26 protein-coding genes and 1 other annotated feature are annotated in these 23814 nt (G+C 54.3%); of the genes, 1 reads left to right on the forward strand and 25 read right to left on the reverse strand.

What is annotated here, in order from left to right:
* The first annotated feature begins 81 nt into the window (after window positions 1-81).
* The gene (locus BA6348_RS26855) at window positions 82-234 is read left to right on the forward strand and encodes a hypothetical protein (RefSeq protein WP_007782400.1); all 153 of its coding nucleotides are present in this window, start codon (window positions 82-84) and stop codon (window positions 232-234) included.
* A 90-nt stretch (window positions 235-324) separates the two neighbouring features.
* Here the strand turns inward: BA6348_RS26855 and BA6348_RS19720 are convergent, their stop codons facing one another.
* The 25 genes from BA6348_RS19720 to murC form a co-directional block, all read right to left on the reverse strand.
* Window positions 325-1503, reverse strand: coding sequence for an NAD(P)/FAD-dependent oxidoreductase (locus tag BA6348_RS19720; protein WP_005832394.1), 1179 nt, complete (start codon window positions 1501-1503; stop codon window positions 325-327).
* A 39-nt stretch (window positions 1504-1542) separates the two neighbouring features.
* Entirely contained in the window at window positions 1543-1992 is a 450-nt protein-coding gene (locus BA6348_RS19725) for a DUF1641 domain-containing protein (protein ID WP_005832392.1), read from the reverse strand.
* Between the two features lie 292 nt (window positions 1993-2284).
* Window positions 2285-2950, reverse strand: coding sequence for a PilZ domain-containing protein (locus tag BA6348_RS19730; RefSeq protein ID WP_005832390.1), 666 nt, complete (start codon window positions 2948-2950; stop codon window positions 2285-2287).
* Window positions 2951-2959: 9 nt separating this feature from the next.
* Window positions 2960-4237 (reverse strand): GTPase ObgE, encoded by a 1278-nt coding sequence (gene obgE / locus BA6348_RS19735; RefSeq protein ID WP_005832387.1) that lies wholly within the window; start codon window positions 4235-4237, stop codon window positions 2960-2962.
* A 13-nt stretch (window positions 4238-4250) separates the two neighbouring features.
* Window positions 4251-4835, reverse strand: a complete 585-nt coding sequence (locus BA6348_RS19740; RefSeq protein ID WP_005832384.1) for a Spo0B C-terminal domain-containing protein — start codon at window positions 4833-4835, stop codon at window positions 4251-4253.
* Window positions 4836-5016: 181 nt separating this feature from the next.
* On the reverse strand, window positions 5017-5310 hold the full coding sequence (gene rpmA, locus BA6348_RS19745; RefSeq protein ID WP_005832382.1) for a 50S ribosomal protein L27: 294 nt from the start codon (window positions 5308-5310) through the stop codon (window positions 5017-5019).
* A gap of 7 nt (window positions 5311-5317) precedes the next feature.
* Window positions 5318-5668: a ribosomal-processing cysteine protease Prp gene (locus BA6348_RS19750; protein ID WP_005832380.1), complete on the reverse strand. Its 351-nt coding sequence runs from the start codon at window positions 5666-5668 to the stop codon at window positions 5318-5320.
* A gap of 15 nt (window positions 5669-5683) precedes the next feature.
* The gene (rplU, locus tag BA6348_RS19755; RefSeq protein ID WP_005832378.1) at window positions 5684-5995 is read right to left on the reverse strand and encodes a 50S ribosomal protein L21; all 312 of its coding nucleotides are present in this window, start codon (window positions 5993-5995) and stop codon (window positions 5684-5686) included.
* Between the two features lie 10 nt (window positions 5996-6005).
* Window positions 6006-6084 (reverse strand) — a sequence feature (ribosomal protein L21 leader region).
* Window positions 6085-6136: 52 nt separating this feature from the next.
* Complete coding sequence (locus BA6348_RS19760) at window positions 6137-7630, reverse strand: Rne/Rng family ribonuclease (RefSeq protein WP_122952972.1); 1494 nt, start codon at window positions 7628-7630, stop codon at window positions 6137-6139.
* A gap of 251 nt (window positions 7631-7881) precedes the next feature.
* Window positions 7882-8718, reverse strand: a complete 837-nt coding sequence (locus BA6348_RS19765; protein WP_005832374.1) for a M50 family metallopeptidase — start codon at window positions 8716-8718, stop codon at window positions 7882-7884.
* Window positions 8711-9490, reverse strand: a complete 780-nt coding sequence (locus tag BA6348_RS19770; RefSeq protein WP_005832372.1) for a M23 family metallopeptidase — start codon at window positions 9488-9490, stop codon at window positions 8711-8713. The genes BA6348_RS19765 and BA6348_RS19770 overlap by 8 nt, the downstream gene beginning before the upstream one ends.
* A gap of 166 nt (window positions 9491-9656) precedes the next feature.
* Window positions 9657-9857 carry a cold-shock protein gene (locus BA6348_RS19775; RefSeq protein ID WP_005832370.1) on the reverse strand — a complete coding sequence of 67 codons (201 nt, stop codon included), beginning with the start codon at window positions 9855-9857 and terminating at the stop codon, window positions 9657-9659.
* Between the two features lie 232 nt (window positions 9858-10089).
* Window positions 10090-11220 carry a rod shape-determining protein RodA gene (gene rodA / locus BA6348_RS19780; RefSeq protein ID WP_005832368.1) on the reverse strand — a complete coding sequence of 377 codons (1131 nt, stop codon included), beginning with the start codon at window positions 11218-11220 and terminating at the stop codon, window positions 10090-10092.
* A gap of 57 nt (window positions 11221-11277) precedes the next feature.
* Window positions 11278-12072, reverse strand: coding sequence for a septum site-determining protein MinD (gene minD, locus BA6348_RS19785; protein WP_007782416.1), 795 nt, complete (start codon window positions 12070-12072; stop codon window positions 11278-11280).
* Window positions 12073-12092: 20 nt separating this feature from the next.
* Window positions 12093-12770 (reverse strand): septum site-determining protein MinC, encoded by a 678-nt coding sequence (gene minC, locus BA6348_RS19790; protein WP_005832362.1) that lies wholly within the window; start codon window positions 12768-12770, stop codon window positions 12093-12095.
* Between the two features lie 109 nt (window positions 12771-12879).
* The gene (locus tag BA6348_RS19795; protein ID WP_007782419.1) at window positions 12880-15324 is read right to left on the reverse strand and encodes a peptidoglycan D,D-transpeptidase FtsI family protein; all 2445 of its coding nucleotides are present in this window, start codon (window positions 15322-15324) and stop codon (window positions 12880-12882) included.
* A 42-nt stretch (window positions 15325-15366) separates the two neighbouring features.
* On the reverse strand, window positions 15367-15891 hold the full coding sequence (gene mreD, locus BA6348_RS19800) for a rod shape-determining protein MreD (protein ID WP_005832358.1): 525 nt from the start codon (window positions 15889-15891) through the stop codon (window positions 15367-15369).
* Window positions 15892-16884 carry a rod shape-determining protein MreC gene (gene mreC / locus BA6348_RS19805; protein ID WP_122952971.1) on the reverse strand — a complete coding sequence of 331 codons (993 nt, stop codon included), beginning with the start codon at window positions 16882-16884 and terminating at the stop codon, window positions 15892-15894.
* Between the two features lie 14 nt (window positions 16885-16898).
* Window positions 16899-17942: a rod shape-determining protein gene (locus BA6348_RS19810; protein WP_005832354.1), complete on the reverse strand. Its 1044-nt coding sequence runs from the start codon at window positions 17940-17942 to the stop codon at window positions 16899-16901.
* A gap of 47 nt (window positions 17943-17989) precedes the next feature.
* Window positions 17990-18688, reverse strand: a complete 699-nt coding sequence (radC, locus tag BA6348_RS19815) for a RadC family protein (protein ID WP_005832352.1) — start codon at window positions 18686-18688, stop codon at window positions 17990-17992.
* 99 nt (window positions 18689-18787) lie between these two features.
* Window positions 18788-19378: a Maf family protein gene (locus BA6348_RS19820; RefSeq protein ID WP_005832350.1), complete on the reverse strand. Its 591-nt coding sequence runs from the start codon at window positions 19376-19378 to the stop codon at window positions 18788-18790.
* A gap of 8 nt (window positions 19379-19386) precedes the next feature.
* On the reverse strand, window positions 19387-19626 hold the full coding sequence (locus tag BA6348_RS19825) for a DUF4321 domain-containing protein (RefSeq protein WP_005832348.1): 240 nt from the start codon (window positions 19624-19626) through the stop codon (window positions 19387-19389).
* A 171-nt stretch (window positions 19627-19797) separates the two neighbouring features.
* Window positions 19798-21090, reverse strand: coding sequence for a hypothetical protein (locus tag BA6348_RS19830; protein WP_005832346.1), 1293 nt, complete (start codon window positions 21088-21090; stop codon window positions 19798-19800).
* Window positions 21091-21208: 118 nt separating this feature from the next.
* Window positions 21209-22201 carry a ketoacyl-ACP synthase III gene (locus tag BA6348_RS19835; protein ID WP_005832344.1) on the reverse strand — a complete coding sequence of 331 codons (993 nt, stop codon included), beginning with the start codon at window positions 22199-22201 and terminating at the stop codon, window positions 21209-21211.
* A gap of 230 nt (window positions 22202-22431) precedes the next feature.
* Entirely contained in the window at window positions 22432-23814 is a 1383-nt protein-coding gene (gene murC / locus BA6348_RS19840; protein WP_005826492.1) for a UDP-N-acetylmuramate--L-alanine ligase, read from the reverse strand.

Here is a 23814-nt window from a genome sequence, read left to right on the forward strand (position 1 = left end):
GATTCGGTTCACTCGGGTTACATGAGCTTGGCGCGCTTCGCGCAAACTAAAAGCGGTTGAGGAAGAGGAGGTGAAAGACAGATGGCAGGACGCGGAAAGTCGGACAAATCAGAGCGCCGCAACAATCACCCGGCCGGGAAGCCGAGCAGCCTGGATCAGTTTGGCGCTGATCTGCGCGGCAAAAAAATGGCGCAATCCCCGAACATCGTCGAAGATCCGAGCGGCAACAAATAAGTCCGCCAGAGTGATCTGCACCTTTGCTCGCTGAAATAGGAAAAACCCGGGATGCCAGATCCCGGGTTTTGTGCGTGTTACTCGTATGAATTAGTAGGCCAGCGAGGACAGGCCGTTGATATGAGTCAGGTAGCGCACGTTGCTCGCTTCCTTCATCAAGGTAGCTGGCAAGCCTTTCAGCTTCAGTTGGCTTGCGCCGATGGTGCCGATGGCGTCTTTGCGGCCCAGGCTGCCCAGCGTACCGGAGAATACCGGCTTGAACGTGTCCATTTTGGAGCCGTTGAAGTGCGCGAACAGGTTGTAGCCCACCACTTCGCCCATTTGCCATGCCAGTTGCGCAGTCGGCGGGTATGGACGGCCTTCTGGTCCCATCACGACCGCGCTGTCGCCTGCGAGGAATACTTCTGGGTGAGAAGTGGATTGCAAGTATTCGGTAACGGTTGCACGGCCGCGATTTACTTCAATGCCGCACTCCGCCACTACGCGATTGCCTTGCACGCCGCCTGTCCAAACCATTGTTTTGGTTTCGATGGTGTTGCCGTCTTTTAAGCATACCGTCGTTTCTTTCATTTCAGTTACCGGAACGCCCGTCAGGAACTGAACGCCGCGTTTTTCCAGGCTTGTTTTCGCACGCTCTACCAGGTCAGGGGCAAAGCCTGCGAGGATGGATGGTCCTGCTTCTACACAGTAGATGGACAGGTCTGCAAAATCTACGCCGTATTTGCGGCACAGGTTCGGCAGCATGTCGGCGAACTCGCCAACCAGCTCGATCCCGGTCAGGCCGCCACCGCCAACCACGAAGGTGGCATCTGCCTTGTTTTTGCTCTTGCTGTACTCTGCTACGCGCTCTTCGAGGTGCGCGCGCAGACGGTTTGCTTCCTCTACCGATTTCAGCGTGAAGCTGTACTCTTGCAGGCCAGGAATGCCGAAGAATGCCGTCTCGCTGCCCAGCGCGATTACCAGTGCATCGTATTTGATAGACTCGCCGCTCGCCAGCGTCACACGCTGCGATTCGAGGCCGATTTTTTCCACAGTATCAATCACGAGGTTGATATCTTTGCCGCGCAGCAGTCTTTCCAGTGGCAGCGCCACGTTTTGCTCAGACAGGTTTCCTACTGCCAAGCGGTGCAGCTCCGTGATGATTTGGTGCGTAGGGAAACGGTTCACAACCGTGATCGTCGCTTCTTCAGCCGTCATGTGTTTACGTGCAGTCAAAGCGGACAGCAATCCGCCGTAGCCGCCGCCCAAAATGAGAATATGCTTCGCCATGCCCAATCCTCCGTCCTTGTCTCTCGTAGGTTATCGTAATTAGCGTTTTTGCTGCTGGCGCTCTGCCAAAACTTCCAGGAATGCCTGGGCGAAACGCAATGTTTTTTGTACTTGCGGGTCTTTCAGCATTTTGAGCATGCCAAACAAACCGATAGTGGATTCCTCCGCGTGCGCGCGGTCGTTTGCTTCGATCGCCGCTTGTGCGATGCCTTTTGCCTTGTCAGAGATCGGCTTGACGAACTCTTCCACGCCGCCCTTGATGTCTTCGATGAGCACTTGGTCGTTGGCTACGGTTTGTACCAGGTCGTACGTTTTGGTGAGGATGGTTGTCATCTCGGCCAGCTTCGGCAAGTTTGCCACCAACACATTCAGGGATTCTTGAATTTCTGGCTTCATCAACTGATCGAGTACATCCATTTGCTGCTCAGGTGCCAGGGTAGCGGTGCTTGCTACTTCCGCCTGAGCTTGTTGCGTGGTTGTTTGAGACATAGAAAAACGTCCTCCTTTGCTTTGGAATAGAGGCCTTCTTTCTCGATGCCTGTTCATACGAGTAACGGCCGCCATTCTCCCAAAATACCGAAAAGCCTATGTGCTTGTAATATTTTTCACAAACTGAAGCAACACAACAGCGTAGAATAATCAAAAGTGCAAGATTTCACAAAGTGATATTCAGGAAAGCGTACAAAACAAATCCACCAGGTGAACAGGCTCGATTCAGAACTCTATGTACTCTACTATATACCTTCTTCGCGGGAACAGCAAAGGAAAAAAAACCGCTTCCTCAGGAAGAAGCGGCAGACGTGAGTTTTTTATAGTAATCTTTGATGAGTTGGTGATGCTTTTCATTGATATCCGTAAAAATCAACTCGATCACGGTTTGCTTGTCGTCGAAAGTTTTCTCCACGATTTTTGCCATCATGACGATTTCCTGGCCAGTCGACGGAACTGTGAACGAGAGGTGGAGAAACTCTCCCTTTGCCACGTAGCCTTCTGTGCCGAGAATAAGCCGTGTGGGGGAAAGCTTCAGCAGCACAGCCTCTCCTTTTTCCTCGATCGGCCTTGCCCCCATCACCTTGTACGGGACGCGGATGTCGATTCCCGGGGAGATGGGCTCCTGCTTGCGGCCTGCCACAATCTCGACGCCGACGCTGACCGGAACCATCGCCAACAGCTTGATTGGCCAGACCGTTTCTTCTGAAATGACTTCCAGATCAATCGTGTTAATAGCCGCATCCGATTCCCACCGAACACGTACCGTTGATCCGAGCAGTTCGGTCCTTGCTTCGGCCTTCATCTCAAGAGAGACAACGAGATAACTGCTTTTGACATGCTCTACCATTACTTGAATGGGCGCTTTGACCTGTCTTGAGATCATCATCGGCAAAGAAGCACCGCGTTGGAGGCGTTTGTCCGCCATGAAAGGGGTAAGGGATGGGATATCAATCATTTTTGTTTGTCACTCCACAAAGTCAAACTCTAATTTGCCAATCCGAACGGTATCCCCGTCTTTTGCGCCGTGCTTGCGCAATGCCTCGTCCACGCCCATGCTGCGCATCTGTCTTGCGAAGCGCTGAGCGGCGTCATAGCTGTTGAGGTTCGTCATGCGCACCAGCTTCTCGATTTTCTCGCCGCTGACCACGAACACATCGTTGTCGCGGGTAATCTCGAATGGCTCCGGCTCTTTTTCCGCCCGGAACACCACGCGCTCTTCCACTTCTACAACTTCCTCGACCGTCGGCTTGTCCGGAATCGTCGAGAGCATGTCGCCTATCGCGTACATCAATTCCTGGACGCCTTGTCTGGTCGCTGCCGAAATCTCAAACACGTTGACATCCGGCACTTTTTCCTTGAAGCGTCGCAAGTTTTCCGCCGCTTCCGGCACGTCCATCTTGTTGGCCGCGATAATTTGCGGACGCTCCTCAAGCTTCAGGTTGTAGAGCTTCAGCTCGCGGTTAATCTGCAAGTAATCTTCGTAAGGATCGCGTCCATCCACCCCTGCCATGTCGATGACGTGAACAATCAGGCGGGTGCGCTCCACGTGGCGCAGGAATTGGTGGCCAAGCCCCACACCTTCGTGCGCGCCTTCAATCAGCCCCGGCAAGTCAGCCATGACAAAGCTCTGCTCGCCCAAATCCACGACACCCAGATTCGGCGTCAACGTCGTAAAATGGTACGCTGCGATCTTTGGCTTCGCCGCAGTCACACTGGAGAGCAGTGTCGATTTTCCGACGCTCGGATAGCCAACCAGACCGACATCCGCAATCAGCTTCAGCTCCATGACGATGTAGCGCTCCTGGCCCGGTTCTCCGTTCTCCGAAATATGTGGGGCGGGATTGGACGAATTGGCAAAACGGATGTTCCCCCGTCCGCCACGTCCGCCTTTGGCGATCACAGCGCGCTGGCCGTGCTCCACCAGATCGGCAATGACTTCTTTTGTGTCGTCATCAATGACGGTCGTGCCCGGCGGTACGCGGACGATCATGTCCTCCGCTCCGGCTCCGTGCTGCGACTTGTTGCGTCCGTGCTCTCCGCGCGGCGCCTTGAAATGTCTTTGGTAGCGGAAGTCTACGAGCGTGCGCAGTCCTTCATCGACTTCAAACACGACATCGCCGCCTTTACCGCCATCGCCGCCTGCCGGTCCGCCAAGCGGCACGTACTTCTCCCGGCGAAAAGAAACGGCTCCGTTCCCACCGTCTCCGCCTTTTACATAAACTTTTACCTGATCGACAAACATGGTGTCACCTCTTTCATTGCGCGAATGGAATCAGCAAGTCCAACACCCATTCGCCTTCCGTCTGTATCCACTCGGTGACCTCCACCGTACTTTGCTCGCTATTCCGTATCAGCTTTTCCAATTTTTCCATTCCGGATGCATTCAGCTCTCCGGCCAGGTCAAAACGAAAATGAACGCCTCGTTGATCCGCCTGCAAGCTTACGTGCATACTGGCTGGCTCGTAGCCATTTTGGTCTACATGATCGTTCACTGTGCATAATATCTCCGACACCAACTGAAACAAGTGCTGCTCGTCCAATGCTATTCGCGTGAGATCCACATCATTGCACACGTCTACTTCCAAAAGCATTTCCTTGTTCAGCGCATTGAATGTCAAGAAGAAGACGGACAACAGGGAGTTGTTCAAACGCGCGACCATTGATTCCTGCATCGCCATCTGCGCGATGCGCTTCAAGTGCGCCTCTCCCTGCTCAGTACGGTTCATATGCAAATAGCCGAGCAGAACCTGAACGTGGTTCAACCAGTCATGCCGCTGCCGATTCAGTACGGCCAGCAACTGGTCTGTCTGATGCGTAAGCAGTCTCCGCTCGTCCCCCATCACATTCACCCAAGTCGATAAGAATTTCTTTCCTAACTATTGTACCATAAAAGAAGCCGGGACAATGAGAAAACTTGGCTGCGCCCAACTATTTTGGCGCAAACTGTTCCGCTTTTGTTCCGTTTGCCCGAAAAGCAAAAGAAAACCCAGCAACGATGCTGGGTTTTCCTGGAACAAATATTTACGCTTCGGAAGCAACTGGTTCGATCACAACTTGCTTGCGATCGCGGCCCAGACGCTTGAAACGAACAACGCCATCTGCAGTTGCAAACAGAGTGTCGTCTCCGCCTTTCATTACGTTCGCACCTGGGTAAATCTTCGTTCCGCGTTGGCGAACGAGGATGTTTCCGGCAGTAACGAATTGACCGTCACCGCGTTTCACGCCCAGACGTTTGGAAATGGAATCACGTCCGTTTTTAGTGGAACCTACCCCTTTTTTCGATGCGAAAAACTGAAGGTCCAAATTAAACAGCATGTTCATATCAGACACCTCCCTGCCATTTATGGTCATTCACTTTTACGTATTTCCCGTACTGCGCCGCAACTGATAACAGGGCGATCACCATGCTCTCAGCCAAAAGCTGCTGCTTTTCTAGTATGTCCGCCGCTTCCGAGGAAGCGAGCGTCCACTTCAGAAAGCCGCCGCCTTCTTGGGCGACTGAAACTTGCGGTGTCAGTCCCGTCAGCGGCTGCACGCTGTTTAATATACCAAAGCTGATGCCTGATACGGCGGAACAAACGATGTCCGCCCCATAAGCACCCGCATTGGCATGTCCGGAAATACTAATTTCATGGATACCGTGCTGCGCACGGCTCACGATCACTTCGATCATATCAGGTCACCAAAATTAAGCGTTGATCTTTTCGATCACAACTTTGGTGAACGGTTGACGGTGACCTTGTTTGCGACGGTAGTTTTTCTTGGCTTTGTATTTGTACACGATGATTTTTGCAGCTTTACCGTGTTTTTCTACTTTACCAGTTACCGTTGCACCAGCTACTGTAGGAGCTCCTGCAGTAACTTTGCCGTCTTTGCTTACGAAGAGAACTTTGTCAAAAGTAACAACTTCTCCTTCATTGCCAGCCAATTTCTCGATGAAGAGAACGGAACCCTCTTCAACTTTGTATTGCTTTCCACCGGTTTCGATAATTGCGTACACTGTGTGCACCTCCTATACTCAGACTCGCCTCTACAGGTGCGCCGACTGGCGGCGACTTATGTACCCGATTCGTGCGGTTACAGTATGCACAAGACATAGCTGCATGACAAACATTAGGTTATCATAGCAGCAAGCGCCCAGTCAAGTCATTTTGCGATTGTTTTCGGACAAACGCTCTGCCTCCACCGCATTTCCCGCGTAGGTAATCCGGTAGCCGTCCGGGGCAAGCCGCGGTTGCTCGCGCTTATAGATGCGCAGAGGCCAGTTGGTGGCAGCGGCTGTTCCCCCGTCCCCGGCGTCCACGAGCGGGAAAAGTCTGGTGGAAAGCTCCACGACCGCCGCCTCCGCCTGCTGCGAACGGGCCAGTCCGGCGAGCTCGTCTTGCAGACGCCGGAGGCACTCGTCAGCACGCAAAACTCGCCCGCGTCCCTCGCACGCCGCACAAGGCTCGGTCAGCCGCTCCACCAGGCTCGCTCTCACCCGTTTTCGCGTCAGCTCGACCAGTCCAAGCGCCGTCATTCCAAGCACAGTCGCTGGAACTGCATCCCGGGCCAGCTCTTTTTTCAGCGTCGCCAGCACCCTTTCTTTGTTGGCAGGCTCCTTCATGTCAATAAAGTCAATGATGACGATGCCCCCGATGTCGCGCAACCGAAGCTGTCTGGCGATTTCCTTTGCCGCCTCCAGGTTGGTTGCGGTGACAGCCTGCTCTCGCTGCTGGCCGCCTCCTCCGGTAAACGAGCCGGTGTTCACGTCGATGACGGTCATCGCCTCCGTCCTGTCAAACACGAGAAAGCCGCCGTTGCCAAGCGGTACCTCGCGCTGGAGAGCCCGCTCCAGCTTGGCCTGCACGCCCAGTTCGTCAAACAGCGGCGCTTTGCCCGTATGTTTTCGCAGCAGGCTTTGCGCATCCGCTGCAAAGGCGGCAAGCGCTGCCTTTACTTGCTGATACGTAGCGGCATCCTCCACCACCACTTCATCGAGACCTTCCGCCAGCGCCTCTCGCAGCGCCGCTTCGACCGCGTCCAGATCGCTGCCGATTCGCCCGGGCGACTTGCGCGCAGCAGCCTGCTGGCAGACGCCCTCCCACCGCTTGCGCAAGTAGGCTAGCTCGCTCGTCAACTGCTCGCTGTCCACTTCAGCCGCCTCCGTCCGCACGATGACTCCTTCTTTGCTTCCGAGCAGCGGCACGATCATCTGCTCCAGCCGCTGCCGTTCCTCTGGCGCGCTAATTTTTCGCGAAAGAGACAATCCTTCCTCTACGGGCAAATACACGAGGTAGCGCCCTTGCAGGCTGATTTTCAGCGAAATTTTCGGAGCCTTGAGCTCTGAGCCTTCCTTGATGACCTGGCAGATGACATACTGACCCGCTTGCACACGCTCGGAAATGCTCGGCTTGCCCTTTTCGCCAGACGCGGCTGGAAGCGTGTCATCGACATACAAGTAAGCGTTTTGCCCGCACCCAATGTCAACAAAAGCGGATTGGATTCCCGGCTTTACGTCTGCGATCCGTCCGTAGTAAACATCCCCTGCGCCGACGTGCTCGCCTGTCTCCTGCGTCCGCCATTCGCTCAGTTGCCCATCCGTAAGAAATGCGATCCGCACGCCGCCCCTGCCGCTTATTGCCAATTGTCTCACTGCACTCACACTCCGTATTCCCGTCCTTTTCCGGCAGCCCAGCAGGATTGCCGGACTCACAGGAAGTAATCTAACATAGGCATTCGGAAAAAGAAAGGCGCGATTTCCCCCGTCCCGCTCGACGCTTCGGCCAAAGAGCAGTACGGCTACCCCAAAAGAAAAAGCTTCCCCGCCCCGAATGGCACGAAGGAAGCTTGCGCGATTGCCTGCTGCTGGAATGGCGTCCGCCAGCATCCGTTGAGCGTTAACCGTTACAGGAGCTTGCCCACCGCAGCATCGTGCTTTTGTTCGAATAACAGGGCGTGCAGCAGTTGCTCCTCTGCCAAAAGTCCCGCCCCCTGCACGTAGAACAGGTGGGAGCGGCCCCGGCGCAGCTTATGCGACACCGCCAGCACCGTCTCCTCCGGGCGGACGCGGATGGCCTGCACGGCCGCTTCTTCCTGCCTGCGCCCGTACTTTTCCACCAGAAAGCGAAAAAATTGATACGGAAAGCGCAAAAACGACTGAATGTTCATCGCGAGCAAGTACAGGCCGATGATGAGCAGGTTGAGCTTCAGATCGAGGCCGGACACCCCGACGAGAATGCCCGCGAGCAAGGTGCTGCCCGCCAGCGAAACGAGTGCTGCCTGGCGGTAGGACATGAACCAGCAAAGCATCGCCAGCACGATCCGCCCGCCGTCCAGCGGCCAGATCGGCAACAGATTGAACAACGCGATCGTAGCGTTGCTGACGAGAAAAAACCGGGACCATTCTTCCGTCCAGACGCCTGTGTACCAAAACAGGTACGAGGCTGCCATCATCACCATGTTCATAAACGGCCCGGCAAGCGCCACAGCAATCTCATCCAGCGGGTCTGTGGCGTAGCTGTTTTCCACCGTCGCCACCCCGCCAAAAGGGAGCAACTGGACCTCCTGCACTCGCCAGCCCAGCTCGCGAGCCATCGCCACGTGTCCCAGCTCGTGAATGAGGACGATCACAAACAGCGTAATCACTTCCAAAAAGTGGCCTGTAAGCACAGACACACCGATTACTGCCCAAAAGAGCAGGTGAATGCGAAAACGTATGTCCAGCCATCCGCCATTATTCAAACGGGATCACTTCCAGCGGATCGACAAACTGCTCATCTGTTTTCGCTGCGAAGTACAAATGGCGCTCTGTTCCGTTCACCACCCGTGCCGTTCCAATCACCTGTCCGGGCGACAACACCTCGTCTTTTGCCACGCCGACACTGTCCAGATTGCCGAGCCACACTTCCCGTCCTTTGGTCAGCCGGACAATGACAGTCGTCCCGAAGCCAGGCTGCTCCCCGACGTAGGAAACCCATCCCGCCTCCCCGATTTTCACCTGCTCGCCGACTCCCGTATCCAGCACAACCTTCGTATCTGGCGCTTCATAAGCTTTCACGACTTTCCAGCTCGCAGGCAGCTTCCAGACAGCCACATCCTTGGCTGTACTTGTCGCCGGAACCGCGCTTGGCCCCGGAACCTGAGGCAGCAGCGTTGGAATCGGGCCGAACCGGGCTTCGTACCAATCTGCCACGCCCGCGAAGTTAAAATCCCGCGTCATGACCTCGCGCGCGGAATCTTTCCAGTTGGCCGGGATCAGCGACGTTTGGAACAACAAGTACGCCATCCCCAGCAAAAGGACGGATGCAAAAATTTGCAGCCCCCATTTTTCATGAGAAGGCGGCGGCGTCCCTTCGTCGTTTTCCTTCAAGGAAAACCCGAACGGATCAGTCTCTACTTCGATTGGGTCCTTCCAGTCGTCCACGTAAGGAGAGAAACTGTCTCGTGATTGTGTACGGATTCGCTCCAGCCGCTCCCGCCGTCTTTCTTTTACACGATTTGCTCCACCGAACATGTCCATCCCTCCGCAGGCCAAGCCTTTGTTCCAGTTTATGACTTGTCTGCCGGCTTTATGCCGCCCGCTCCCAGGACTTCCTCCGCTTGCCCTCTTGCCAAAACCGCTCCCATACGCAAAAAAGACAGTCTCCCCATTGAGAGACTGCCTTTGAATCTGTCGAAGTTTACAGTTTGGTTACGCTAGCAGCTTGTGGTCCACGGCTACCTTGAACGATTTCGAACTCAACTTTTTGACCTTCGTCCAGAGATTTGAAACCTTCAGACTGGATCGCGCTGTAGTGTACGAATACATCGTCTCCGCCTTCCACTTGGATGAACCCGTACCCTTTTTCCGCGTTAAACCATTTTACGATACCTTGTTGCATGAAACAAAACCTCCCTGAACATTTCGCCCCATGAGGCGAAAAAGTGTAGCGTTAACCCCTTTTTTACAGATAAGCCTTTTGCGTCAAGGAAAAAAGCCGTACCAATGCGATTGACAATGGTGACGTCTCTCACAACGGTACGACTCCATAACCAATCATCCAAACCACTATAACTTGTAAAAATGGTTAACTTAGGATGATTTTATCACACGATTTCCGATTTGTCACGCATTTAGTCAAATCGTAATTTGTCTTTGCGCATGCCGATATTGAGGACGACGCCGATGATTAAAAAGTTGGTAATCAGCGAGCTGCCCCCGTAGCTGATGAACGGCAACGGAATCCCCGTAATCGGCATCAACTGGATCGTCATGCCGATGTTCTCAAAAATTTGGAAGGTGAGCATCCCGACCACGCCGGCTACGACGTAGGAGCCAAACGGATCTTTGGCTTCCATCGCGATGCGGATCATGCGGTAAATCAAGGCGAAGAACAGGATCATCAACAGACCGGCCCCGACAAAGCCGAGCTTTTCCGCAATTACCGTGAAAATAAAATCGCTTTCCCCGACAGGCACCCAGCCAAAGCTCGCCTGTGTAGGTGTGTCGATGCCTTTTCCGAAAAGCTGGCCCGAGCCAATCGAAATCAATGCCTGCTTCAACTGGAAGCCTCGCCCCATCGGTTCCAGATCAGGGTCCATCCAGAAGACGACGCGATCCCACTGGTACGGCTTGATGATCTTGAAAAAAATCTCCTGCTTGTACTCGTACAATAGCGTCATCGCGGCAAAAAAGCTGCCGATAATGCCCACCAAGTACAAGACGTGCTTCATGCGGATTCCGCCGACGATCAGCAGAGTGGCGAGCATCCCCGTAAAGACCATCGCCGTCCCCAGGTCAGGCTGAACCAAAATAAGCAGCAGCGGGACGCCTACGAGCGCCGCTACCGGAATCAGCTTGTAAAAATAGTAGAAGCGGTCGGGGTCCTCCGCCCTTTTCGCCATGAAGCGGGCGACCGTCAAAATCGTAAACAGCTTCATCGGCTCCGAGGGCTGAAACAGGACTGGCCCGAGATCGTACCAGCTCGTCGTATTGTTGATCGGCTTTGTCTGGAAGACCCCGATCAGCAAAATCAGACCGAGTACATACAGGACGTAGGCGAGGTTGTGAAACAGCCGATAGTCAAACAGCAGCGTGACGCCGAGCACGATAAACCCGATCACATACCACATCACCTGCTGATGGGCCTTGTCCACCCCGGCAGCCGACCCGGAGATCCCCAGATAGCTGAACACACCCAGTCCTGCCAAAATCAAAATAATCGTCCAGTCAATTGATTTTAAGTGACGTTTTTCCAGGTCCATGTTTTCCTCCTAGAAAACGTGACTCCCCTCTGTAAAAGAAGGGGAGCCATGCATAGCCTATTTTAGCCCAAAAAATTTACGCATTTTATGGAACACGCCTGCCTTTTCCTCCAGCGGCTGCAGCGGAACCGCTTCACCGAGCAAGCGGCGCGCAACATTGCGATAGGCGAGCGCTGCCCGCGATTCATGATTCATGACAGCAGGCTCGCCCTGGTTGGCAGACTTGATAACGTAATCATCATCAGGCACGACACCGATCAAGTCAATGGCAAGCAAATCCAAAATATCTTCCACATCGAGCATGTCGCCATTTTTCACCATATGAGAGCGCACGCGGTTGATGACGAGCTTGGGCATCCCGACTTTTTCCCGCTCCAAAAGGCCGATGATGCGATCGGCATCGCGCACGGCCGCCTTTTCTGGCGTCGTCACGACGATAGCCTGATCCGCTCCTGCTACGGCATTGCGGAACCCTTGCTCGATCCCGGCCGGGCAGTCGATAATGACGTAATCAAACTCGCGCTTCAACTGCGTGACGATTTCCTCCATTTGTTCAGGAGAGACTGCCGATTTGTCTTTTGTTTGCGCCGCTGGCAAAAGCGACAAGTTTTCGAATCGCTTGTCCTTAATCAGCGCTTGCGGCAGGCGGCAAGCACCCTCGGCCACGTCGACCAGATCGTAAATGATCCGGTTCTCAAGTCCCATGACGACATCGAGATTGCGCAAGCCGATATCAGTATCTACCATGCACACCTTTTGGCCCAGCAATGCAAGCGCAGTTCCCAAATTGGCGGATGTGGTCGTCTTGCCCACGCCGCCTTTTCCTGAAGTTACGACTATTCCAATACCCACGTCCGTTCCTCCTCTTCCCTTCAACCCTCACGCTTTTTCGCGCCAAGATCCGGGCGTATTCGCGACAGGTAGTTCATTTTTGCTACGAGCATGGTCTCATTTTCCAGATAGGCAAATTCTGTGCCTCCGGAATTATTCGTCCATTCCTCCCCTGGCTTGCTGATTACCTCGGCAATCCGTAGCTGGGTCGGGCTCATGACAGCAGCAGCAATAATGACTTGCGTATCACCGGAAATACCTGCATGGGCGTACCCGCGCAGATGTCCCATCACGTATATGCTTCCTGTACTGCGAACAGTTCCCCCTGGATTGACATCACCCAATAAGAGCAAATCTCCGTCAAACTCCAACACTTGACCGGAGCGTACGGTGTTTACCTGTATAGAAAAATGGGTTTTTAAGCGTTCAGCAAAAGCTTCCTCCCGCGTGATTACATCTGCTTCGATCGTGTGAATCACGAGGTTTCCCTTTTGCCGGATAATTTGTGTCAACTGCTCCTGTTGTTCAGGCGAGCAGTAACGTTTTCCTAATTTGATCGATACCCGTATGAGTGGCCCTGACAATATCTGTTGGTGACTGTGCTCTATTTTTTCACGCACATCTTCCAGCAGCTCGTCGAAGGAACAGGCATCATCCATAAAGAAGACGAGACCCTCTTTAGTCCCTTTGATTGTGACCTTGCTTTTCACAGTCGTCACCCGGTTTCACCTCGACCGTTACCATTCGCCATACAGAAAGATTTCTCCTGCTCTGCATGAAAAAATTGCCGAAACGGGTCAGATGCTGCCACGAGAGGGGCTCGCTCCCTTATTTATGAGAGGAGGGCGGATTGGGAATCGGGACTCCGTTTGTGAGAACTCCCGGATTCAATTCGTTGTAAGCTTCCAGCAGGCGACGCGCAATCGGGCCCGTCGCATCGGAACTGGAGGTTCCGTCCCGCAAGCTGTTTGGCGCGATCACGACGAACACCACTTGCGGATTTTCATACGGTGCAAAGCCTACAACCAGGGCGTTTTCCGCGCTTCTGCCTGTCTGCGCGGTACCGGATTTCGCGGCAACGGTAAACGGCAAGCCGTTGAAACGCTGCACAGTACCGCCTGGCTGCGTAACCATGCGCATCCCTTCTTTGACGACCTGGATGTACTTCGGATCAATGTTGACCCGGTTCAACACTTGCGGCTCGATTTGCGCAAGCGTCTGGCCCTTCTGCTTCGGATCGGTTGTACCTTTGCGTATTTCCTTGACAAGATGCGGACGAATCCGGTATCCGCCATTGGCAATCGCAGAGACGTACTGGCCGATCTGCATCGGGGTAAACAGGTCGTACTGGCCGATCATCGCGTCAGCCAAGTTCCCGTAGTACAAGTTCGGGTTTTCCCATCCGGTCTTCTCGCCTGGCAGGTCCACCCCTGTTTTGACGCCAAGCCCGAACTGGGCATTGTAGTAATCCAGCACGGAAAATTGTTGTTCCCAGCCTTCTTTGCCTTTTCTCGCCAAGCGGATCGCCATTTCGTACATATACGTGTTGTTCGAAACTTGCAGCGCACGGCGCGCGTTGACGATCCCGTGTCCGCCAGGCTTCCAGTTGCGCTTGTAGGACGTACCGACATTCAGGCCGCCGCGGTCATTAATCGTTTCGTTTGGCGTTGTCAGCCCTTCTTGCAGGGCAATCATGACAGACAACGGCTTGTAGGTGGAGGCCGGCGGGTACGGCGTGTAAATGAACCGGTTAGACTCGTTCGGCAAAATGAGCGAGGTGTAGTTTTGGTTGAACGCCTTGCGATCGTAGTACAGGTTCAGATCGTAATCCGGGTAGCTGGCCATCGCCAAAATCTCGCCCGTATTCGGATTCATGACCAAGACGTGCGCATCCTTGAACTCTTTTGGCGTCGTAGGCCGTTTTTTAAACGCTTCTACTTCTTCCTTCAAAATCGCTTCCACTTTGCTCTGATAGCGCCAGTCCATCGCCAGCACGAGGTCGTTGCCTGGCTCCGGTTCCCTGCCCGGGCGCATTTCTTTTTTGATCGTCTCGGAATTTTTGTTCACGTAGACGTCCATGATCCCGTCTTTGCCGCGCAAGTATCTTTCGTAGGAGCTTTCCAGTCCGGTGACGCCAACGCGGTCAATTGCATTGTAGCCTTGTGCCTGGTACTCTTTCAGGCTCTCAGGGCGAATGGCGTTGATATAGCCGAGAAAATGAGTCCCGAAGGCAGAGCCGTCAGGGTCTTTGAAAATTTGCCGGACAGGCTCCAGCACGACGCTAATCCCGGGAAGCTCCGTGCGCCGCTCCTCGATTTGGAACATTTCTTCGTCGCTGATGTTCACCTTCACCCGGCGCGGAATGTAGCTCGGCATCTGCGGAGAGCGCATTTCCTGCAACAGCGAAAGCTTGTGCCACTGGAATTGCCGTTGCTCCGCGGTGAGCGGCAGATTGACATCCAGCTCGAACAAGGAAGCGTAGCGCAACAAATCCATGTCCGATTTGTCCGATAACTCGTTCGGAGCCGGAAGCTTGCGAATTTGTGCCTTCACTTCTTTTATCAAGGCGTCGCGGTCTTCCTTGTCCAGCGTGAGCACGAGCTTCATGTTTGCGCTGATCGCCATTTTGAGCAGTTCCAGGTCGGAAGTGTTGTCTTCCGTCAGAACGGTCCCTGCTCCTTTTGCGTTGGCATTGAGCTTTTTGATAACGTCTTTGCGCTGGTTGTCATCAAAAGGCGAGCGCACGCGCAAGCCGACATACAATGCCGTTTTGACCAGCTCGAAGTCTGACATGCTGTCGACAGCTTCCTGCTTGGGAACGGCTTGCAGCTTGGCTGCCACCCTGTTTTTCAGCGCGTTCGTTTCCTCGTTGTTGAAAGCGATCGGCAATGTGGAGCGCAGCTCGATCGTCTTTTTGAGCAGCTCTTTGTCTGTGCCGATTTTTTCCCCGTCAGGCAGCAAAATTTTCGCCAGACGATCCGCCACTTTTTCTTCGTCGATGTCCTGCCCTTGCTCTTCTACGTATTGAACCGTGTAAACAGGTTTGTTGGAGACGAGCACTTCGCCATTTTTGTCCAAAATCCGGCCGCGCGGCGCAGGGATCGGCAACTCGCGGATACTGAACTTTTCCAGCTCGTGCCGATACTGCTCCCCTTCCACCAGTTGGACGAAGGCGAGCCGCAAAATGATGGCGGCAAAGAACAGAAAGACGATCAGAAACAATATGTTAAGCCGCACGGGTATGTGCGATTTCGGTTCTTTGGTCTCTTCCATGAGCGATCCTCTCCTTTCCGGGTAACATCCCCTGTCTCCTTGTTACTCCACGTGCATTTCCTTTTTGTCGAGCACCTTGTTGCAGCCGTTTTTGATCGGTATGTACACAATCAGGCCGAAGACGAGGTTCAGCAATACAGTGGGCAAAATTTGACGGGTGAGAATCCATTGCACATCATAGGGAGCGACCGAGAACAGACGGTACAAGGAGTACAAGAGCCATTCGTGCCCGAACAGGATCAAGAAGCTCGTCACAAAGACCATGCCGATCCCGCGCTGGAACAACAGCACGATCAAACCGGCAAAATAGCTGGCTACCATCATGGACATGGTGTAAATGCCGATCACCTGCCCGAACAGGACATCCTGCAAAAAGCCGAACGCAAGCCCGTAGTACAGCCCTTCCCGCCTCCCGAGATACATGGAAATGAAGATACAGCATACGAGCGCGAAGCGAGGGACTGTCATCCATGACAGTCCCCATAAATCAGGTGAGAGGACCTGCATGACTGTCCCTTCCAGAACAAACAAGACCACGACACCAAGCGTCAATAAAAAACGCGCCATCTATTGACCACCTCCGCCAGTAGTTGCGGAGGAAGTCCCCGTCGAATTGGGCGTTGCCGCTTTGCCTCCCGTCGCAGGCGGCTGCACTTGTCCAGCCGCCTGCTTTGGTATCAGCTCACCGTTAGGCGAAATGGTAAAGTCGCGCTCTACCACCATCACTTCGCTCAATTGCGAAAAGTCTGCGCTCGGCTGTATGTAAGCCGTTTGCGTCAACCCGTAGTCGTCCGGCACGACCCGGACAATGTAGCCGATCGGCAGATTTCGCGGAACCACTCCCCCCCGGCCGGAGGTAATGACTTGCTGCTTCGGTTCGATTTTTTTGCCCCAAGGAATTTTGCGCATGACCAGCAATCGCTCCTGCGGATCGTATTCCTCGATGACACCGCTGACAGGCTCATGGACAGTCTTGCCGTCGACGATATACGTGGCCTGAATGTCGGCGGAGATGTGGTCGCGCCGTTCATAGCTGGTCAACAATTCAACCGTAGCTGAAAAGTTGGCAACACTCTGTACACGCCCGATCATCCCTTTTGCCGTAATGACCGCCATATCTTTTTTAATTCCGCTCTTCAGCCCCAGATCGATGGTAATGACGTTGTTCCACGTATCGGGATTGCGCGCCACGACTTCCGCAAAAAGGAGGCTGTACGACGACTTGAGCCTGTTTTTCGCATCCAGCTCTTTTCTCAGCCGCTCATTCTCTGCCTTGAGGTCGTGGAGTTCTGCCGTCAGCCGGGCATACTGGTCCAGCCCTGCCTTGAGGGCCTTGTTTTCTTCGTAGACGCTGTACGCGTCTTCTATTTCCCGAAAAAAGCCAGAAACAGCTTGGGCAGGGCGATAAAACAAGCCCTGCACCACGCTGAACGTATCTTTGAAAAACATTTCTGGCCAGGTCAGGTTAACCCGTTCACGGGAAGTGTAGCCCACGACGGAGATTAGCAGGACCAAGCCTACAAGTACGATAATAAGCCGCTTATTCCCGAAAAACGACATGCCCTACCCTCCGTTTATTTACCCCGTTTTTGTCGGGAAGAGGTGATGCCTTGTTTCGATTTGAACAGGTGGATATTCTCCAAAGCCCGGCCTGTCCCGATCGCTACGCAATCCAGCGCATTTTCCGCAACATGCACGGGCATACCTGTTTCCTTGCTGAGCAGACGGTCGATATTGCGCAGCAGCGCTCCCCCGCCTGTCAACACGATCCCGCGATCCATAATGTCTGCGGCAAGCTCCGGCGGACTCTTCTCCAAGGTCACCTTCACAGCTTCAATAATGGCAGCAACTGTTTCTGCCAATGCTTCTGCGATTTCCGTGCTGCTGACCGAGAGTGTTTTTGGCAAGCCAGTCACGAGGTCGCGGCCGCGAATATCCACGTTTTCCGGTTCCTCTGGCGCGATGGCAGAACCAATCTCCAGCTTCAACGTTTCCGCTGTCCGTTCCCCGATCATCAGATTGTAGCGGCGCTTGATGTACTGGATGATCGCTTCATCCATCTCATCCCCGGCCACGCGAATGGAACGGGAGGTAACAATCCCGCCCAAAGAAATGATCGCCACTTCTGTCGTACCGCCGCCGATGTCGACGACCATGCTTCCGGTCGGCTCCCATACAGGCAGATCGGCTCCGATCGCTGCTGCAAACGGCTCCTCAATCGTGTAAGCCTCGCGCGCGCCAGCCTGCTTCGTCGCGTCTTCAACAGCGCGCTTTTCGACAGCGGTAATTCCCGATGGCACACAGACCATCACGTTCGGGCGACGGCTGAACAGACCCTGGTTTTTCTGGGCCTGATTGATGAAATAGCGCATCATCGTTGCAGTCGTGTCAAAATCCGCAATAACCCCGTCCTTCATCGGACGAACGGCGACGATGTTGCCAGGCGTGCGGCCGATCATACTCTTTGCCGCATTCCCTACCGCTTCAATGGAATTGTTGTTGGTACGAATGGCTACTACAGAAGGTTCACGCACTACAATTCCTTTTCCCTTAACGAAAACAAGTGTATTGGCAGTGCCGAGGTCAATCCCCAAGTCACGTGTAAATCCACCAAACATAAAAAAACTCCTTCCAATAATATACAAATGACAAGCAATGTTACATCCTACAAGTACCCTTGCTCTTTCAAGCTGACGTACCTGCCATCCCCGATAATCACATGATCCAACAATGAAATCCCTACCAGTTCCCCCGCTTCACGCAGCGTATGCGTGATCGCGATATCTTCCCTGCTAGGTGTCGGATCCCCACTTGGATGGTTATGTAGGCAAATTACCGATGCACTGCTACGACGGATCGCTTCTTTAAAGACTTCTCTAGGGTGCACGATGGAAGCGTCCAGACTGCCTACAAAAATAGTCTGCTTGCCAATCACGTGGTTCTTGGTATTTAGAAAAAGGCAGACAAAGTGCTCCTGTGTCAAATGAGCAAGCTCAGGCGACATCAAGTCAGCCACATCGCGGGGCAGACGGATGGAGGTGCGGCTTTGCCGCGGTACGCCGACCATTCTGCGCCCGAGTTCAAAGGCGGCATGCAGTTCCACTGCTTTTACCGGGCCGATCCCTTTCAGTTCCCTCAGCTCAGCATGAGAGGCTTGCGCCAATCCACGCAGGTCGCCAAATTTGGCTAACAAGCGCTGAGCCAACTGATAGACTGACTCCTGCTCACTGCCTGTCCTCAGTAAAATGGCAAGAAGCTCTGTATCAGACAGATGGACCGCTCCTTCGCGAAGCAGTCGTTCACGTGGACGGTCATAGTAAGGGACGTTTTTGCCGTCTGTTTTGTTACAGGTATTTACTGCCATTTTTCGCCGCCTCCCACCTATCTCATTATCGTCAACGGCTTACTAGAAGAAGGTCGTGAGGTGGTTGGCCGTTGTCACTTGCACACAAGCACAGCTTTCCTACAAAATCGGCATCCCGAAACGCGCGAGCAGCTTGGAGGTCAAGCAAAGCGGAAGCCCGACAACCGTAAAGTAATCTCCGGTTATCCCTTCCACGATCGTCGCTCCAATCCCTTGAATCGCATAAGAACCCGCTTTGTCCATCGGCTCTTTCGTTGCAATGTACGACTTGATCTCTGCTTCGCTCAACGGGCGAATTTTCACATCGGTGTGGCTGTGCGCCACTTCTGAGCGCCCAGACGCTGCATCAATCAGGGCCACGCCGCTATAGACGGTATGCTCTCGCCCCTGGAGCATGGACAGCATGCGAAACGCGTCCGCTTCGTCTGCCGGCTTGCCCAAAATATGTCCATCCAGAACGACAATCGTGTCTGAACCGAGCACGACGCCTTCTGTCAGGCGGGCGGCTACTTCCCTAGCCTTGCGCAAGGACAGCTCCTCTACCACTTGCGCAGGAGACAAGCCAGGCGCAGTCGTCTCGTCCACATCGCTGGTCATCACCGTAAACGGAATGCCCAGCGCCTGCAGCAGTTCTCTTCGGCGGGGCGATGATGAAGCAAGAATGAGCGTATCATGTTTTTCTGTCGTCATTTTTCAACCTACTTTATCCGTCGATGTATCCAAAACGCGAGGGCAAGCCCCCCGATACTGGCTAGATTTAGTTTTACCTGAAAGTTCAGGTCGTACTTCAAAATTTCTAAATCTGCCGCAGGTGACCATGTAATCGTTTTGCTTTTGGTCAGAAAAGGCACCCAGGGACCGAGAATTTCCCCGACGATGCTCCCGCACAAAAGGCCACTCACCAGTAGAAACACGAGTGTAAGCGTTTCTTTCCCCATTCCTTTTCCCAACTCCCTTTTACGAAGGGATTCTCTTTTTGCCAACCATAAGTTTAGCAAATGGAAGGGGGTGAAACAATCCCTGTTTGCTCTTGCTAGTTACTGTATAAAAAGAAAAGGCCTCCTGCAAGAAAACTTGCGGAAGCCTTATCAGCGCTCGCTTATTTGTCTTTAGCGCGCCAACTGCACCCAGCTCGCGTAGCTCTCCAAATATCCGAGCACGCCCGCCTGTACTTGCCACGCGTACGATTCGGCGCTTTCCCCTTTTTTTCCGGCGCTTGCTTCCGCCATCTTGTCGCGGGCGGCCAGCGCCTGATTGATCCCGTTGACCATCCCTTCGAACAGCGGCTTCCACGCATCCTGCACCTGAATCAAGCGGCTTTCCTCCAAAAATTGGCGATGCCATTCCTTCAGGTCGGCCGTCTCCTGCGCCGAGGCAGAAAGCTGTCCCGATGTGATAATCAGGCCGGATTGGGCAGAGAGCGCCTGCGCCAGCTTCACGCCATTGTCAAAAAACTGCTGCACGTTCGGCCCTTCCGTGGCGGCAGCCGGTTTGCTCACCGGAACCGCTCCCTGGAAGGCCGGGAAGGCAAACTCCTTGACGTACACGTCCATCCCCTTGTTTTTCAAGCTGGCGGCAAAGCCCAGCACGGCATCTCGCGTAGGCGCGGCAGCGGCAAACATATACTGCTTGCTGCCATCCTTGTACAAAAGGTGCGGGATTCCCGCTTTCGCCAGCGGCTCTACCGCAGACTGTGGAGACGCGTCCGGCTGAAACACGCCTGCCTGGGCGACGAACATGCTGATCTGCGGCACTTGCAGCGAGACATTTTGCTGCTCGCCAGAAGCGGTATTGCCGGCTGCAGTTCCTGCTCCTGCCTCGGACGAACCGGGGCCAGCCAGCGCCTCCTGGCCTCCTGCCTGCCCGCCTTTTGCCTCTTGTGCCGTCAACGTCTGCACGGTCTCGCTTAAAACTGATCCATACGATTGCGAAAATTCCTCCTGCGTGAAAACCGACAGCACCAAAAAGCCGAACAACAACCCGATCGCTACTGCTCCCCCTGTCGTCAGCACGGTCCGCCAGATGGGAGTTTTCGGCCAAAAAGCGAGGAAGCGCTTTGCGGGATTTTTGCCGGAGCTGCTGTAAGCTCCCAGAAGTTCCTCCTGCTCTTGCGTCTCTTCCAGCTCGGGCGAATCATCGAGGATCGGCCCCGGCTCTCTGCTCGTCTCCCGCTGCGCGGCCCCTCTCAGTTGCATCATGCGTTCCCAGGCGTCGTTTTCCTTTTTCGGTGGAAGCGTGCCGTGAAAAGGGATAGGTGGCCCCTGAATTTTTACCCGTGGCGTGTCGTCTTTGGGGGTACGCTTCACACTCGCTTCTTGCTTGATGGTCTCGCGCTTTTCGTCCCAAAATCTGCCGTTCATCTTGACTGTTACATGATTTTTCTTTTCTCCGTTCACGCTCATGCCCTCCCAGCTTGCAGGCTCTTTGTACTAGCTTACGTCTGGGCGGGACGGGTTATGACTGCGATCTAGCAAATCTAGCAAATTCTCTAGCACAGCGGCGAAGCTTTTTCGCCAAAGCTTACGGCTGCCAGGTCAAAAGCAGCCCGGCGTGAACGAGTCCCCCGCCGAAGCCGTAGAGTAAAATTTTGTCCCCCGCCTTTACCTTGCCTTGCTCGATGCCCAGCCCGAGCGCAAGCGGGATCGTAGCGGCCGATGTGTTGCCGTAGTAGGCCAAGCTGTACAACGTCTTCTCAAGTGGAAAGCCGCTGCGCTCGCAAATCGACTCGATCATGCGCAAATTGGCGCTGTGCGGGATGAACCAATCCACCTCATCGAGCGCAATGCCTGCGCGGCTTGCGACCTCCTGCATGCCTGTCGGCACCGTCGTAACCGCCCACTTGTACACTTCTCTGCCGTTTTGCACGATGCAGCCATTCCCCGCAAGCTCTCTGCCATCCATGCTCGTCGACAGCCCCGAGCGGTAGACGTGAATGCCGCCGTCTCCCTTCGAGCCTAAATAGGCAGCGTGAAAACCGGGAGCGTCCGGGTCGGCTTCCACCAGCACTGCACCCGCTCCATCGCCAAACAGGATGCAGGTCGTGCGGTCGGTGTAGTCGGTCACCTTGGAAAGCGTTTCGGCTGCCACCACCAGCACTTTGCGGTGCAGCCCGGAGGCGATCATCGCGTTCGCGGTGTGCAGCGCGTACGTAAACCCGGCACATGTGGCGGAAAGATCCATGGCGCCCGCCTGCGCGATGCCGAAATGAGCCTGGATTTGGCTGGCGACGCTCGGAAACGGAAAATCCGGCGTGCTCGTGGCCACGAGGATCAAGTCGACGTCTGTGAGGTTTTTGCCATAGGCAGCGGCCATGTTCTCTACGGCCGCAATCGCCAAATCGCTTGTAAACTCATCTTTTGCTGCAATGCGCCGTTCATGGATGCCCGTTCGCTGCAAAATCCATTCGTCGGACGTCTCCACCATCTTTTCCAGATCGGCATTGCGAAGCACACCGCTTGGCACGTAGGTGCCGATCGCCGTTATTCGGGAAGGAATAGCATTTGCGTTCATCATATCGAATCATCACCTCTGCTTGTTTGTGACTACATTATAACACTAGATATTAATACCTGGTACTAATTTATACTTTTGCGCATTAGAAAACTAAGGCTGCGCCAAGCCTTTGGCGCAGCCTTAGTTGCACTTATACTGGATAAGAATCTTATAAATTCTTTTCTGTATGAAAAAAGACTTGGCTCCGCTTCCGAACCAAGTCTTTCTTCTTTGCAGCACTCGTGCTGCTGTTATTTTTCCAGCTTTTCTGCCAGCCAGTAGGCGGACTTCCAAATGTCTCCCGCGCCCATGGTCAGCACCAGGTCGCCAGCTTGCAATTCCTTGACCAACTGCTCCTGCATCTGCTCCTTCGTCGGGATGTACTGCGCCCGCGGGTGGCTGTTGGTGCGGATTTTTTGAACCAGCACCTCAGAGCTTACCCCTTCGATTTTGGCTTCGCCAGCCGGGGAGTAAATATCCGTAACGATGACTTCGTCAGCCTGTGAAAAAGCACGGCTGAACTCATCCATCAGGAAATACGTCCGCGTGTAGCGCTGCGGCTGGAAGACAGCGATGACCCGTCGGCCGGACGCCTTGGCTCCGTTCAACGTCGCAATGATCTCTGTCGGATGGTGGGCGTAATCGTCCACCACGAGAATGTCGCGCGCCTCTCCGATGATCTGGAATCTGCGCTTCGCTCCCCGAAACGAAGTCAGTGCCTCGGCAATCTGTTCAAACGACAGCCCTGCATCCAGGCAGACGATGATCGCCGCCAGCGCATTGGCAATATTGTGCTTGCCCGGAACCGTCAGCGCGAGCGTCCCGAGCAGTTTTTCTCCATGATACACCTGGCATGTGCTGCGCCGATCTCCGCACTCGATCGACACGGCGCGAAACTCGGCCTGCGACACAAAAGCCGGATCGATCGCATACGTTACTACCGTGCCTGCGACAGACGGCATCACTTCGCGAACGTGCGAGTCATCTATGCACAAAATCGCTTTGCCGCCCGGCTTCAGATGACTCAAAAACTGGACGTACGCCTGTTTCAAATTGTTGAAATCGCCGTCGAAATGCTCCAGATGGTCCGGCTCGATGCTGGTCACGATTTCGTACATCGGTCTGTATTCCAAAAAGGAACCGTCGCTCTCGTCCGCTTCGGCAATGACAAAATCACTCGTCCCTGCCTTGGCGTTTGTCCCTGCATTCATCAGCTCTCCGCCAATGATGAAGGTCGGGTCTACCCCGCACTCCTCCAGTACGTGCGAAATCATGGAGGTCGTGGTCGTTTTGCCGTGTGCTCCGGCAACGGCTACACCTGTTCGTTCGTTCAAGATGCGGGCGAGCATTTGGGAACGGTGCATGACCGGGATTCCCTTCGCTTCTGCTGCGACTACCTCCGGATTGTCCTTGGGGATGCTGGTAGAGTAAACAATGATGTCTGCTCCCTCCACGTGGGCAGCATTATGGCCGATATGAACGACCGCCCCTCTCGCTTCCAGCTTCTTCGCCAATTCGTTCATGGCGACGTCGGAGCCGGTTACCTTGTATCCAAGGTCGATCAAGACGCGGGCAATGGCACTCATGCCATATCCGCCGATGCCCACAAAGTGGACGTGCCTAGCCTGATCCAC

Origin of the sequence: Brevibacillus agri, assembly GCF_004117055.1 — a bacterium.
GTDB lineage: Bacteria > Bacillota > Bacilli > Brevibacillales > Brevibacillaceae > Brevibacillus > Brevibacillus agri.